11 protein-coding genes are annotated in these 14343 nt (G+C 44.0%); 4 read left to right on the top strand and 7 right to left on the bottom strand.

Features of this window, described 5'->3' with window-relative positions; all coding sequences use genetic code 11:
• The first annotated feature begins 149 nt into the window (after positions 1 to 149).
• Positions 150 to 1577: an HlyD family efflux transporter periplasmic adaptor subunit gene (locus F6K49_RS06230; protein WP_293095062.1), complete on the top strand. Its 1428-nt coding sequence runs from the start codon at positions 150 to 152 to the stop codon at positions 1575 to 1577.
• A gap of 380 nt (positions 1578 to 1957) precedes the next feature.
• Here F6K49_RS06230 and F6K49_RS06225 read toward each other — a convergent pair whose 3' ends face one another.
• Positions 1958 to 2347: a cytochrome c gene (locus F6K49_RS06225; protein ID WP_293063866.1), complete on the bottom strand. Its 390-nt coding sequence runs from the start codon at positions 2345 to 2347 to the stop codon at positions 1958 to 1960.
• Between the two features lie 440 nt (positions 2348 to 2787).
• Here F6K49_RS06225 and petG point away from each other — a divergent pair, with 440 nt between their 5' ends.
• Positions 2788 to 2901, top strand: coding sequence for a cytochrome b6-f complex subunit V (gene petG, locus F6K49_RS06220; RefSeq protein ID WP_070395274.1), 114 nt, complete (start codon positions 2788 to 2790; stop codon positions 2899 to 2901).
• Between the two features lie 35 nt (positions 2902 to 2936).
• Here the strand turns inward: petG and rsmD are convergent, their stop codons facing one another.
• Both rsmD and hisH read right to left on the bottom strand, forming a co-directional pair.
• Positions 2937 to 3476: a 16S rRNA (guanine(966)-N(2))-methyltransferase RsmD gene (rsmD, locus tag F6K49_RS06215; RefSeq protein ID WP_293072183.1), complete on the bottom strand. Its 540-nt coding sequence runs from the start codon at positions 3474 to 3476 to the stop codon at positions 2937 to 2939.
• 71 nt (positions 3477 to 3547) lie between these two features.
• A complete protein-coding gene (gene hisH / locus F6K49_RS06210; protein ID WP_293095058.1) occupies positions 3548 to 4204 on the bottom strand; it encodes an imidazole glycerol phosphate synthase subunit HisH in 657 nt (218 codons plus the stop codon).
• Between the two features lie 67 nt (positions 4205 to 4271).
• Here hisH and F6K49_RS06205 point away from each other — a divergent pair, with 67 nt between their 5' ends.
• A complete protein-coding gene (locus F6K49_RS06205) occupies positions 4272 to 4781 on the top strand; it encodes a peptidase C15 (protein WP_293072185.1) in 510 nt (169 codons plus the stop codon).
• Positions 4782 to 5569: 788 nt separating this feature from the next.
• Here the strand turns inward: F6K49_RS06205 and F6K49_RS06200 are convergent.
• The 3 genes from F6K49_RS06200 to F6K49_RS06190 all read right to left on the bottom strand — a co-directional run bounded on the left by F6K49_RS06200 (position 5570) and on the right by F6K49_RS06190 (position 8351).
• Positions 5570 to 6787, bottom strand: a complete 1218-nt coding sequence (locus F6K49_RS06200; protein WP_293095053.1) for a transposase — start codon at positions 6785 to 6787, stop codon at positions 5570 to 5572.
• Positions 6788 to 6939: 152 nt separating this feature from the next.
• Complete coding sequence (gene ylqF / locus F6K49_RS06195; RefSeq protein WP_293095050.1) at positions 6940 to 7806, bottom strand: ribosome biogenesis GTPase YlqF; 867 nt, start codon at positions 7804 to 7806, stop codon at positions 6940 to 6942.
• A 128-nt stretch (positions 7807 to 7934) separates the two neighbouring features.
• The gene (locus tag F6K49_RS06190; protein ID WP_293019054.1) at positions 7935 to 8351 is read right to left on the bottom strand and encodes a universal stress protein; all 417 of its coding nucleotides are present in this window, start codon (positions 8349 to 8351) and stop codon (positions 7935 to 7937) included.
• A gap of 191 nt (positions 8352 to 8542) precedes the next feature.
• Between F6K49_RS06190 and F6K49_RS06185 the strand changes: the two genes are divergently transcribed.
• On the top strand, positions 8543 to 9748 hold the full coding sequence (locus tag F6K49_RS06185) for a phosphoglycerate kinase (RefSeq protein ID WP_293095047.1): 1206 nt from the start codon (positions 8543 to 8545) through the stop codon (positions 9746 to 9748).
• 328 nt (positions 9749 to 10076) lie between these two features.
• Here F6K49_RS06185 and F6K49_RS06180 read toward each other — a convergent pair whose 3' ends face one another.
• Entirely contained in the window at positions 10077 to 14270 is a 4194-nt protein-coding gene (locus F6K49_RS06180; RefSeq protein ID WP_293095044.1) for a DUF2157 domain-containing protein, read from the bottom strand.
• Positions 14271 to 14343: the final 73 nt, after the last annotated feature.

The following is a 14343-nucleotide window of genomic DNA, read 5'->3' as shown; positions in this document are numbered from 1 at the left end:
TAGTTAGTAAGCTATCAGTTATCAGTTATCAGCTATAAGCTAATGCTTACAGTAGTAATTAAATAGTAGTAATGAAATAGTAATAATTAAATAGTAGTAATGAAATACTGTTGCGATCGCACAATCGATTCCGCGAGTTGAGACACTTCATGAAGCACCTTCCTCAACGGCTAACTTACCTTATGGTTGGAGTTGGCATCATCACAGTAGTTGTCCTAGGATTTCGTCCTGCACCGATTAGGGTTGATCTAGCCGAAGTTAAACGGAGTAGTTTGCAAGTAACAGTGGATGGAGAGGGAAAGACCCGTATCCGCTCCCGCTTCGTAGTTTCAGCTCCTGTTGCCGGTCGGCTGGCGAGGATAAAACTAGATGAAGGAGATAAAATTAAACAAGGGGCAATAATTGCCCAAATTGACCGCCTTCCTCTAGATTCAGACGTCCGAGAAGCTCAAGCACGGCTAAGGCAATGGCAAGCAGAGCGTGATGGGGTAGCAACCAAGCGACCAAAACCAGAAGCTTTATTCCAGGCTCAAGCCCGCATCCGGTCAGCAATAGCCCAACAGCAAGAAGCTCAAGCTCGGGTCCAGCAAGCATTAGCAGCACTAGAGCAAGCAAAACGCGATCGCAAACGCTCCCAACAGTTACACATTGATGGCGCAATCTCTCGTAAAGAGCTCGAAACAGCTCAATTGCTAGAAACTACCCGCCAGAGGGAATTAGAAGCAGCGCAACGGGAAGTGGATAGTGTGGCCGCTGAAGTCGTAGCCGCCAAAGAAGCCCGTGCCATTCTCCAAGCCGAACAGCGAGACCCTGACTATTTACTTGATGTCTACAATGCTCGCATTGCCAGTGTTCAAGCTGAACTTGCCAAGCTAGCTGATGACGCAGCCCGTGCTGAAATCTACTCCCCAATTGATGGTTATGTGCTACGAGTCAATCAGGAAAGTGCTCGATATGTACAAGCCGGAACCCCCCTGTTGGAACTAGGGAATCCTGCCGACCTAGAGATTGTCGTTGATTTGCTTTCTACTGATGCAGTCAAAGTCAAGCCAGGAGCAAAAATGCTCATTGAACATTGGGGGGGAGAGCGCACCCTAAACGCTCAGGTGAAGTACGTCGAACCCTCAGCCTTTACCAAAATTTCAGCTCTTGGGGTAGAAGAACAGCGAGTGAATGCGATCGCTAATTTTGTAGATTCCCCAATTCCTTTAGGTGATGGCTACCGGGTAGAAACACGGATTGTAGTTTGGGAAAGCTCAGATGTGCTAGTCGTTCCCTTAAGTGCCATTTTCCGATGTGACTCACAACAAAATAGGGATGATTTGTCCGTGTCTGTAACAGGGGGAACACAGGGAAGTAAGCAATTTTCAGATCATCAAGGGAGTATCCAGCGCTCCAATTTCCAGACCTGGTGTACATTTGTGGTGGAAAACAACCAAGCCAAGAAACGTCAGATTATAATTAGTCAGCGCAGTAATCTTGAAGCAGTGATTCAACAAGGACTTCGAGAAGGAGAAATAGTCATCTTGCATCCCACTGAACAAATTCAGGAAGGAAAACAAGTTGCACCCCGTTGACTAGCTATCCGTTGAATAGCTATAATCAGTGATTTTAATTTCTATAATTTACATTTGAGATGTGAAACTTAATTGATAGCAAAAGGGATTGGCGTTCCTGAATTCAGGTATAATCTTAAACTAGCCAAATTAGCGTAGGCTAAATCACAAATCAATCAGCAACGCCGGAAATATTATAAGTTAATCAACATTTAACTGGCATATTTTTTCTTCAGCGCTCTTCGTTAACCTACCCTACGGGAACGCCAAAGGCGAACAACCTTTTTGAATTAAGAATTAAGAATTAAGAATTTGGAATTCTACATTCTTAATTCTTAATTCTGCATTCTGACAGACAACCTTTAACCTTCAACCTTTAACCTTCAACCTTTAACCGTTAGTTACAATTGCTCCAGGTAACTCAACAGGTCTGCCATATCTCCAGTTTGAGGTTGAAACTTAGGCATTGGTGGTGTTCTACCACTGATCACTTGCTGAATCAGGCTGACGTCAGACTTTCTCTTAGAGATATTCAGTAGACTTGGTCCTACATTACCATCCCCGTTGGCTCCATGACACCCAGCACAGTTGATTTGAAAAATAGCATTACCTCGGACTGGATCACCGTTCAGGGACAAAACCTTTTGTACATAAGGATCCGAATCCTGCATCATGGGAATTCCGATCAGGCTAAGACTTATAGCAAGCAAAGCCACTAGTACTATCAAGGTGACTCGCCGCACTAGAACTCTAGGTTGGACAAGCTGGTTTTCCAAAGGATCTCCTGTCAAGTTGACTATCGATAAAGCGCTTGTAATCTCGATAAAACTGAACCATTGATTAAGTTGTGTTAAGCAATGATAAGTAAATACTTAGACTAAGTATTATTTTTGTTTATAAACATAGCTTAAAATTTATGGAGTCATTAATCAAGATCTTGTGTTGTATTTGTATTATATGCTACACTATGCCTCCCTCTATATACCTGATACTAAGGGAATAGATCTAAGGTATACATTTTAGTATATAAGCTGGGATATAGGAAAAAGTACTCAAGTCAAGTCAGGGCTTAGGTCATTAGGTCAGAGCCTCCTAAGTGTGACTGAGCAATCTCAACCCATGGAACTCAGGATGCTTGATAAATTAGTGTTTGACCACCAGCAGCACCCTAAGGTTGATCAGACCTAGTAATATGAGAAACAGGTAAAAAAACTTAATTAGGAGACTTAGTGTGGTAGAACCGTTGCTTGTTGGGATTGTCCTTGGCTTAATACCTGTTACTCTATTGGGGTTATTTTTTGCTGCCTATATGCAATACCAACGGGGTAACCAACTTGGGGGTTAGTTTTTCCTTCCCATGAGCTGACCATTACCCCTGACTTAAACTAATGGGCAATAGAAGGTCAAGGCAGTATTGCCATAGACCTTCTGGCGACAAATTTCTAAATTGGGGATTGGTTGTGGTTGCCAGTAGTTAGAGCTATGCTCAACAGCTAACTCACCATGGCTGTCGAGGAGCTGGTATTGAGCGATCGCATCTAACACTGGCTGGTACAAATCACTAGCGTAGGGGGGGTCAAAATAAATGTGGTCAAACTGCTGAGGAGCCAAGGTTTTCAATCGCCTGACCACATCCCCCTGCAACACCCGAAATTCTTGCTGCGCCTGAGCCATCTGTTGCCAGTTTTGACGAATAATTGAGCAAGCTTTTGCCCATTTGTCAATCCCTACCACTAAAGCAGCTCCCCGACATAGAGCCTCAGCACCCATTGAACCACTACCAGCACATAAATCCAGCCATCGGCAATTCCCTACACTGCCTTGCCAAATATTAAATACTGCCTCCCGCACCCGTGCTGGTGTCGGGCGGGTAATTTGTCCTGGCAAAGTTTTCAGTTGGCGATTGCCGTAAATTCTCATCCAAACACAGGACAGTGGGGAGCGTGCTGATTAAATCAGTAGTAGTAGCAGAATTTTAAGAAGAATAATTTTCAGGCTTTGGTGACAAGTGTACGATCATGGCAGTAACTCTTGACCTGAGCCACGAAATTAGACAAAATTTGCAGTCCTGTAGTAGAAGACTTTTCCGGGTGAAACTGTACTGCTACGACATTATTGTAAGCGATCGCAGCCGTCACGGTTTGACTCCCATGAGTAGTAGTTGCGGCTCGAATCCTAGGGTCAACTGGGTCAACATAATAAGAATGGACAAAATAGACTCGGGGATTGCCCGATAAATGCTGCCAAAGGGGACAATCTGGTTGAGTAAACTCTAGCTGGTTCCAACCCATATGGGGAATCGTAATACTTGGTTCTCGACGAAAGCGGCGCACTGTGCCAGGCACAATCCCTAATCCAGGTTCTGTGCCTTCTTCACTAGCCTCAAACAGAATGTGTAAACCTAGACAAATACCTAAAAAGGGTTTACCGCTGGCAATGGCTTGTTTAATCGGTTGCTCCAGGTTACGCGATCGCAAATGTTGTATCGCTGGGTCAAACGCCCCCACTCCCGGTAGTACCACCGCATCCGCCTGTGCTATATCTGCTGCTAAATCTGTCACTAAGGTAGTTGCACCAGCTTTCTGTAACCCTTTACAGGCAGAGTGCAGGTTCCCCATGTCGTAGTCTACAACCGCAATTACTGGCATTAACCTGCTTTCCCTTACATTTACATTGGAATATTCAAGCTATTTTTATTTTAATTGGTTCTGTTGAATGAACAAAAAAATCCTCCTGACATCCTTTCAAACCTGGCTACCGGATCAGGTATCTAACTCCTCTGATGATTTATTAGGGAAAATTGCTCAAATCAATAATTTATCTGCTTCCCTGACTTTTCTTAGACAGTTGCCCGTCGATATTGCCCAAGCTAGTGCTCAGGTAATTGCCACAATTGATCAAATACAACCCGATGGGATTATTTGTTGTGGCATGGCTTGTAAGCGGAACAAATTAACCGTCGAATCCTGTGCTACTCGTGAAGATGCCTGCCTTCAAACCCCAGTGAACTTAGAGAAACTAGTAGCTGCCTTGAGTGGATGTGAGATTAGCCATGATGCTGGTAAATTTGTCTGCGAAGGACTCTATTACGAAGTGTTGAAGTATCTTGGAGAACATCACCTCAATACTTCTTGTATCTTTGTTCATGTACCTGTGCTGAATCTAGACAATTTGCCTGGTATTTTGGCTGATTTTAGGATAATTTTGGAACAAATGGCACAATAGACCTAGCTGCTGTTGTTTGCAACTTCGGATCGGGGAACTTCCGATCAGCAGACAAAATTTATGAAAAACAGTATCAGAAAAGCGATGCAGCAAGGTAGCGCTGTCAAAGGGAGCCACTGGGATCTTGGGGAGGCAGCGCCGACCTGCGGGGGTCTCCCCCATGAGCGACTGCCGTGGTTCCCCTAATTCGGCACGGCATCAAGACAATACTTTTGCAATAGGTCTAATCAAGACAACCGTCAACCGTCAACAAATACAAACTTTAGTTAATAAATCTTGATGCTTATAGCAGTATATATTAATACAGGTAAACAGAGCTTACGCAATTCAGCCATCGACACACTACCTGTAGGGGTTAAAGGGTAACTGTTAACACTACCTGTAGAGTTCTTGCGTAAGCCCTGCATCAGCTGTTTCGGTGCTCAATACTGATTATAGGACTGATTGAAAAACTTTTCCCTCGGCAATATTACTGAAGTTGGTTACGCTAATTAGCTCAAGTCATCTGTCTCAAGTTAGGTTTAGCTCCTCAATTCGCTTCCTCGCTTAAGTTCTGGTATTTCTTTTTCAATAGATATTGACAATATTGGTTCAATAAGACTTAAATTCTTTCCTTTTATAGACAAACATATCCATAGGGAACTTAGGCCCCCTAGAAAGACTATCTAGAAAGACTCCCTAGTAATACTCCCTAGTAGGACGCTCACTAGCTAGTACTCACTAGTAGAATCGGGCTTGCAATTTTACTTGTGTAGATGCTGTAGATGGTGACATACTCCCACACTTCCCTATCGGGTAAGTGTGGGCTTCTCAGCGACTCCCGGTATCCCGTCGGACATTAACTGAGCTTTAAGAACGGGATGCCCCACCGCTCTATTTTTTATATTGATCGCTGCATTGTGGTCACGGTCAAGACTGCACCCACAATGAGGGCAGTCGTGCCAGCGAATATGCAGCTTTTTCGGTACTTTCTCTCCACAACTGGAGCAATTTTGTGAGGTGTTATGAGCACTTACTGGGACAACCAACAAACCAGCATTTAAGGCTTTGTTTGTCAGTATCGACAGAAAGCTTGACCACCCAGCATCCAACACAGATAAGGCCAATTTGGTACGAGCAAGACCTTTGACATTCAAAGTCTCATGAGCAATAACGTCATACTTTGACAGCAATTGATTAGCTGTTTTGAAGTGGAAGTCTTTACGCTTGTTAGCTACTTTTTGATGTTGTTTAGCTAACAACTTAATAGCCTTGAGTCTACGATTACCACCCTTCTCTCGACGTGATACTTTTTTCTGAATAAGCCGCAGTCTTTTTTGAGCTTTACGGTAGTGCTGAGGTATTGTAACTGTTTCACCACTCGAAGTAGTCAAAAAATCCTTTAGACCAACATCAATACCAATGATTAAGTGAGGATTGATATCTGTTTTAATTTCAGGAACGGTCTTATCCTCAAGAGAAAGTGTAACGTACAATCCGTCAGCTTTTTTACTGATAGAAACCGTCTTGATTTTGAACCCGTCAGGAATTTGACGATGCAACACAACCTTAATCTTACCCAGTTTTGGTAAGTCAATGCGATTACCTTGCAAGCAGGATTGTTTGATTTGAGGGTAGGTGAAAGTTCTGTAACGACTGAGTGGCTTAAACCTGGGTTTGCCACTTCTTTTGCCGCTACTATCTCCGATCAAGAATCTGTCAAAGGTTAGCTTAACTCTCTTAACTACATCCTGTAAAACTTGAGAATGAATATCCTTATACCAAGGTCGTTCTTGCTTAAGTTGAGGCAGAGTCTTCTTTTGAGAGTAGTAATTAGGGTTGATTCTTAGTTGAGGCAAGTGACAAATCAGAGGACAGGCATTAACAGGTGAGCGATTTTGCTCATACCAGTTGAATCTATCAGCCAATAAGTAATTGTATTGAGCGCATAACATTGACAACCATCTGTCAATTAATGCTGCTTGTTGCTGAGTCGGGCGCAATCTGTACTGATAGGCTGTTCTCATGGCAAATCACCTCCCTTACCATTCTACTATTTCCGACAATTAATATTCAATATGAATCGAAAGTTGCTGTCCGCCATTCATCCCACGCTCACCCTACGGGTTGAGACGTGGGGCATAAGAGCGGTTTAGCTAAGGATTTACATTGGTGGTACTTAGGGTAGTACTTCTGGTGGTACTTCCAATGCAATTGCTCCGAGTAAACCCTTGCGAAAATCCCCCAATAGTTGCCGCGCTGTACGTTCGATGTTTCCCTGATAGCGATAGTCGGCTAGACCATGTAAGTAATCTTCAGCGGTTAATGGGTTTGGGTCTAGTTGGTACCTCTTTTGTAAAGAAGACTTTAATAAAAAAGTGTACTCCTTCATCTTATCTAAATCTTTCAGAAATGCAATCAGTGCTATTGCTACCCGTTGGTTGTCGTAAGATGCTTCACCAATGTCATCACAGATAGCTAACTTGAGCGCCTGCTGCTGATTGTTTAACTTGGCAGGAATAACACCAGGAGCATCAAGTAGTTCGAGTTGGTCAGAAATACGTATCCAACGCAATTGGCGTGTCACACCGGGACGACGAGCACTCTCTACCACACGACGTCCCAAAAGTCGATTAATTAAAGCAGATTTACCGACATTGGGAAATCCAATTACCACAGCTCGGACAGGACGAGGTCGCATTCCCCGTGAGCGCCTACGTCGATTGATTTCCTCCCCAGCTGTCTGGGCGGCTTTAGCCACAGCGCGGATACCCTTACCCTGTTGAGCATTAGTGAAATAAGGGATATCCCCCTGCTGTTGAAACCACGATTCCCAAAGTTGGCGCATCCTTGGCTCAATCATATCCACCCGATTGATCACTAACACCCGAGTTTTATTACCCACCCACTGGTCGGTTTGAGGATGATGGGTAGAGAGGGGAATCCGAGCATCCCGCACCTCTAAGACCACATCCACTCGCTTCAACTGTTCCTTGAGTTCTCGCTCGGCTTTGGCAATGTGTCCGGGATACCACTGGATTGTCATGAGTTATTAGCCATTAGTCATTAGTCATTGCTGATTAGTCATTGGTCATTAGTTAATTGAAAATCGACCATTGACCATTGACAATTAACAAGCAAGCAATTTTATTGAGACCAATGACTAATCACAAATTAGGGAACAATCAAAACTGGGCAAGGGGATAAATTAATCACTCGATCGGCCACACTATTAGGTATACCTTCCTCTGTCAAGCCTGGCCCCCGAGAGACCATGACAATTAAATTTGCCCCAATTTCGTCAGCCACATCGCAGATCACGAAGGCAGGCTTTCCTTCCCGCTCCAGGGTTTTGGCTTCAATGCCTTGCTGAGCAAATAGTGCTTTGGCACCGTTAAGCAGTTCTGTTACTACTTCAGGGGATGTCATTGCCTCGGGAGCAGCAGCTGTACCCTGGCCAGGGTCAGGTTTTTCAACCACTGACAGCAGATATAGATTGCTGCCGTACTTTTGCACTATGTTCCCAACAACCTCAGCAGCTTCACGGCTTTCTCGACTTGAGTCAATGGGAAATACAACGGTATTGAACATATCACAGATTTCCTCCAGGATCCGGACTCCGGTAAAATGTGAACGGTCTTAACAAAAGAATACCTTTTGTCCTGGTCATTCAGCTGGTGACTTACCAGTTAATGTACAGCGAACTCTCTGACGTCAAATCATCCGGCAAGACGGCTGATAGTCGGGGATTCGCAGGCAATAGCAATTAGGAGATTAATACTGTGTCCAAGAAAAGTGTAGCCAATTTAAGTGAATCAGATTTAGCCGGAAAAACGGTATTGGTCAGAGCAGACCTGAATGTACCCCTGGATGACAATGGCACCATCACCGATGATACTCGCATTCGTGCTGCTTTACCCACTGTTCAAGATTTACTTAAGAAAGGGGCAAAGGTAATCCTGTGTAGCCACTTGGGACGACCCAAGGGACAAGTGAAGGAAAGTTTACGTCTAACCCCCGTTGCTGAGCGTCTTTCAGAACTTCTGGGTCAACCGGTGACCATGTGTAAAGACTGTGTTGGAGACGAGGTGGCTGCCCAAGTTGGTGCTTTGGCAAATGGTCAGGTGGCTTTACTGGAAAATCTCCGCTTCCACGCTGGAGAGGAAAAGAATGACCCAGAATTCACCAAACAGTTGGCATCCCTTGCTGATTTGTATGTCAATGATGCCTTTGGAACAGCGCACCGGGCTCATGCCTCTACTGAGGGAGTCACCCATTACCTGAGTCCTTCTGTAGCTGGGTACTTGATTGAGAAGGAACTGCAGTATTTACAAAATGCTGTAGAAAATCCCGAAAAGCCTCTAGCTGCAATTATTGGCGGCTCTAAGGTGTCCAGTAAGATTGGGGTGATTGACACTCTACTGGAGAAGGTGGATAAACTGCTAATTGGCGGTGGGATGATTTTTACCTTCTACAAGGCCCGTGGTATGAGTGTGGGTAAGTCCCTGGTGGAAGACGATAAGCTCGATTTGGCGAAAACTTTAGAAGCTAAGGCAAAAGAGCGCGGTGTAGAATTGCTGTTGCCCACTGATGTGGTCATCGCAGATAATTTTGCCCCTGATGCTAATTCCCAGACTGTCAGTATTGAAGCTATTCCCGATGGCTGGATGGGTTTGGATATTGGTCCAGATTCTGTAAAGGTGTTTCAGGATGCTTTAGCAGATTGCAAAACTGTAATCTGGAATGGTCCGATGGGAGTGTTTGAGTTTGATAAGTTCGCCAAGGGCACAGAAGCGATCGCAAACTCTATGGCTGAGCTGACCAAGACAGGTGCATCTACCATCATTGGTGGTGGTGACTCAGTAGCTGCCGTGGAAAAAGTTGGTGTTGCTGACCAAATGAGCCACATTTCCACCGGTGGTGGTGCCAGCCTTGAGTTACTCGAAGGCAAGGTTCTACCTGGAATTGCTGCTTTAAATGATGCCTAACTATTTTTTAACGCATTGTTTTAAATAATAGTTTTAAATAGGGAGATAGCATTTCTGTCTCTCTATTTATCATTATCTTGATGGTGAAATTTTTGGGTTTCCAATCAATCAGCATTGGTTTTTATGATCTATTTAGAAATACTAGATTGGGACTAAGGGCGAAAAAGTCATAAAAAACAGACCATAGCGGAAACATCACCATCAGTGATTTTTTGGTCAACCTCATGCAGCATTGTTCCTACAACCTTCAACCTTCAACCTTCAACCTTCAACATTTAACCTTTAACCTTCAACATTTAACCTTAAAACTTCAACTTCCAACCAAAACTTATTCCCAACTTTGGAATTGATTCATCCAAGCTGTAATCTGATCACGGCGAGTTTCAAAGGTAGCAGCAATCCAGATAAACCCAATTCCCACAAACAGCGCTACCACCCATTTAGAAAATGGATAATCAACGCTAAAAATCAGTAGTTGGTAGATCGCATTAATTAAAAATGTTCCCGTCCCAACATAAAGAAATGCTCTTACTTTCATCGCCAATCCAGCAAAAATTAGCACTACACTAATTCCCCCAGTTAATAACCCAAGCCATTGAGCAGTCCAAAAGGAAACCAAACAAATCATACTAGTCCCGATTAACCGGAGATTGTGACGTATTTGTTTTTGGGGGGGTTGGCTTAGATAGGGATCGACTTGGGCAATATAGAGTAAGGATAAACTCAAGGGGAGAACATACCAAAGAGCAGCAGTTAAGTGTAGTTGTCCAAACCAGCGGAGCAACATCCAGTCAATTACTATTACACTGATAAAGGTAAACCGAATTTGCTGATTAAAAATTGCGAGAATAATATAGAAAGCTGCGATAATCAGCAAACTAGCTAAATTACCGCTATAGGGATTTTCTGCAATGGCAATCAGGGGGATTAAGAAAGCAGCGATTTGCCAAGGACGTTTTGACCAACCCCAATCTTCCCAAGGTAGGAAATACAGAAAGTAAGCGACTAAGGATGCGATCGCACCTTTCCAAGGCACTAATGGTCCGGATAACAGACGCGCCACAGGGGTATTAATCCAATACAGCCGCATCCCCCATGCTTCAGCAAAACCTAAATAAACCCAGATTTCTCCAAGCAAGGGATTCGACCGATTCCGTCCTTGAGAAATAGCATAGATAACTAAAAACGCGCCAGTACTAAATCCCAGCATCATAGCGGATTCAATGGGCTCAGTTGTTGCTGCTATCAACAAACAACTACTCCATATCCAATGGAGATAGGAAATAACCTTTAGTTCTTTGGGGGTAAAATGTAGATATCTTTTCAGCCAAGGAGACAATACCCGATAGGCGTACATGATACTAGTGCCAAGCACGGCCATTATAATCAATCCATCCCCTTTTGCTCCTCCTCCTAATTGGGATAATTGATAGAACAACAGTTGATAGGCAGAAACCGATATCCCAAATAGAGCAAGGTAAATTAGAGGTTTAAATTCTGCACGGCGACGCCCTACCCCAATGGCAATTATTGCTAGGGCAAAAGACAATAAACCTGTCCAATTGGTAAAGTTTCCCCAACTTAAGAGCGGTCCTAAGCTACCGTATAGCAGGGGAATAATATGCCAGCTACTAGGTAGTTTGTCGAGATTAGATCGGCGTCGCCACCAATCTCCTAACAATTGAGCAATTAGTCCTAATACTGTATTAGCAACGGCTAAATTAATCAGTGAATGGTCAAATAAGCCCAGCGCTTCTGTAGTTAAGAGTTCCACACTCCAACCAATCCCATAAATCGCCCAGTTGGATGGATAAGGAAAACTGCGATAGGCGATCGCTCCTAAGGTCACTGCATTTACAATGAGCATAAACCATGTTGGTGACCAAAACCCAATGTAGACTATCAGAGAATAACAAGTCAGCAGAATTAGCTGAAAAATACACAGTGCGATCGCCCACCCATCCATTGCTTGTGCATAGAGTTTTGGGAGGTTAGTTTGTTGTTCGCGTAGCGTGGCCTTTTGGCCAAGGTTAGTTTGTTGTTCGCGTAGCGTGGCCTTTTGGCCAAGGTTGGATGGTTGAAGGGTTGAAGGTTGAAGGGTTGAAGGTTGAAGGTTAGTTTGTTGTTCGCCTTTGGCGTTCCCTTCGGGTAGGTTGGCTTGTTGATTTGAAGTTTTAAATTTTGATTGGTTATCCTGTATCTTGCTAATACGAAGTAACCAGCTTCGCCATAACCATAAGGTTAAAATAGCGATCGCTCCCACAACAAACCAATCTTCTCCGGACGGTTGGGGAAAGCCAGGGATGCCATCCCAAAGCAGGAATCCGACTAAGCTGATGCCGCATCCTACGGTAATTGCTGCTGATGTTAATTGCTTTAAATAGCGGGTGTTAACCAACATCAGTGCTGTAGCGATCGCTAAACTGATTAACCTCATTCCTGGTATTCCTAGGATCAGCAATTGGGATAGGATGACAGCAACTACACTCAACCGGATTACAAACTTGTCTTGAGGGGGTTGCCAACTGCGATAACCACGTGCTACTCCAGTCAGAGATAATGGAGTGATTAGCCACAACAGACCCCATGCTCTCAGGTAACTATCTGGGTTAACGTCGTAGGCACTATAGTTAACACACAATAATACATAACTCAGACCAGCTAAAGTTAAACCTAAGTGCCAAGCACTCTCTCGCCAGATCTTGACATAGTCAGAAGTAGCGGGAATCTTTAAACTCAAGCTCCATTCTGCTACCATCAGGGCTAATAAAATTGCTGAAAAGCCCCCTAGATGTAGGTTGGGAAAAAGATAGTTAATGGCACTGATAACGGTTGCGATCGCAGTACTGTGGGTTAGGTAGACCCTTAAGCGCAGATGATGCTTAATCCCTAACCTACTCCGTCGCTGAGTCACAATCCCTAAAGTGATAGCAGAATTAATACCATTAATCGTGAGTAACAGGGGATTGGAAAAACACAGAGTAGTCAGATTAACTCCTATTCCTAGAGCAATGACTTCTGCAAATTCTGCCAGATCATGTTTTTTGCGCTGATATAACCAATCTGCTAACCCAACAATTAAAACCAGATAGGGAAACAGTACTAAACTCAACAATACATAGGGAGTTTCTTGGGAATGGGTTAACGTAGTTGCTGTTTCCAGTAGCGAGGTTTGTATTGATGGCGGAATCAATCGCCATGAAAGCCAAACCATCTGTAAACCAATGGCTAATATGGCGGCTAAATCGGAACGTCGCCAAAATTTTAGTAAACGATTGACAAATAACCACACCCCTAGCCCACTGACAATCATGGCTTGCCAAGGAAACTCAGCTGTTACACAAACTAGCCAACCCAGCACCAGCAAGCTACCCCCTAACCAAATCATAGGGAGACGGGGAGACGGGGAGACCGGGACAGATGGTGCCTGAGGCTTTTGGGATAGCCAGTAGAGAAACCAACCACACATCCCGATAGCTAATCCCAGTTGTTCAATATCGACACCTATGACAAAAATTGCTCTAAATAGCAGGATGCCGATGCCATAAACTAAGATGGGGAAGCCAGCAACATCAAAAATAAATGCTGAATTTTTCTTTCTGGATTCTATATATAAGGTAGCGATGGTGCTACCGATGCCCAAATAAACTGCTCCTATGGGAAATCCAGGGATACCCCAAGCCCAATTTAGGTAACTCAGACCTAAATAATTAATAATGGGTAAGGGAAATGATTTTTGTTGTCGTAATCGTAAAAATCCGTTCCCGTAGCCGCGACCTAAGAGTATCGAACTTAGTACTATCGCACTTAGTACCACTGTCGCCACTGCTACCACTAGCCAATTTAAGGGATGACGCCACAAACCAAAGCCATCCATTGCCCAAAAATTGACTGGGATCAGCAACAGAGTTACAACTCGCAAGGTCTGAGCCGTTAACGGTAAATTCCCTTGTTTGGTTGTCCAAGCACTAATCCCCCAAAAGCTCAAGGTATAGGCAAGCAATACTCCATACTGTCCAGCAGCTGGGAAATTGTCCCATTGACTAGCAGCCAGTACCCCAGAGGATACCACCACCATAAACATACCCAGGAATAGCAACCAGCGGACACTGAATTCTGCTTGAAGGGATTGCCACATTTGAGCAATCCAGTTGGGTTTCTTCGCTTTGGGTGTCTCCGGTGCAAAGTCATTACTAGCTAAGGGTGAGACTAGTTGACGCGCTGGTTTCGAGACTGGTAGAGCAGAAACCTTTGGAGTTACACTAGGTTCTGGTAAAGCACAGGTGAGATGTTCTCGACACAACCGTTTAACAAAGGTTTCCTGAAGCAAACCCAAACCTAACCAAGCATCTAATCCCTCTAAAAGGGCGGGATGGGAAGCTTTAGTTTTAAATATGATGTCGATGCTAGTCTCAGAGAGTAAACCTAGCTCTTGCCATAAGGCTAAAGCTTCCAACAGTTTAGACTGAGAAGTATTGGTGTTGAGGGCAATAGTGATAGAACCCTCCCGTGGCGATGACATAAGCAATATTCCTAGTGAAATAGGAATGCAAGGGGGGCTGATTTAGGATACAGGTAGTTACTATTGTCTACTA

Source organism: Moorena sp. SIO3I6, from assembly GCF_010672095.1.
The sequence above is the reverse complement of the archived record's forward strand: the minus strand, read 5'-3'. Positions and strand labels throughout refer to the sequence as shown.

Bases quoted from the DNA above. Each gene is read 5' to 3' on its own strand.
- hisH (WP_293095058.1), bottom strand. From the start codon at position 4,204: ATGCCAGTAATTGCGGTTGTAGACTACGACATGGGGAACCTGCACTCT.
- rsmD (WP_293072183.1), bottom strand. From the start codon at position 3,476: ATGAGAATTTACGGCAATCGCCAACTGAAAACTTTGCCAGGACAAATT.
- F6K49_RS06205 (WP_293072185.1), top strand. From the start codon at position 4,272: ATGAACAAAAAAATCCTCCTGACATCCTTTCAAACCTGGCTACCGGAT.
- F6K49_RS06200 (WP_293095053.1), bottom strand. From the start codon at position 6,787: ATGAGAACAGCCTATCAGTACAGATTGCGCCCGACTCAGCAACAAGCA.
- F6K49_RS06230 (WP_293095062.1), top strand. From the start codon at position 150: ATGAAGCACCTTCCTCAACGGCTAACTTACCTTATGGTTGGAGTTGGC.
- ylqF (WP_293095050.1), bottom strand. From the start codon at position 7,806: ATGACAATCCAGTGGTATCCCGGACACATTGCCAAAGCCGAGCGAGAA.
- F6K49_RS06190 (WP_293019054.1), bottom strand. From the start codon at position 8,351: ATGTTCAATACCGTTGTATTTCCCATTGACTCAAGTCGAGAAAGCCGT.
- F6K49_RS06180 (WP_293095044.1), bottom strand. From the start codon at position 14,270: ATGTCATCGCCACGGGAGGGTTCTATCACTATTGCCCTCAACACCAAT.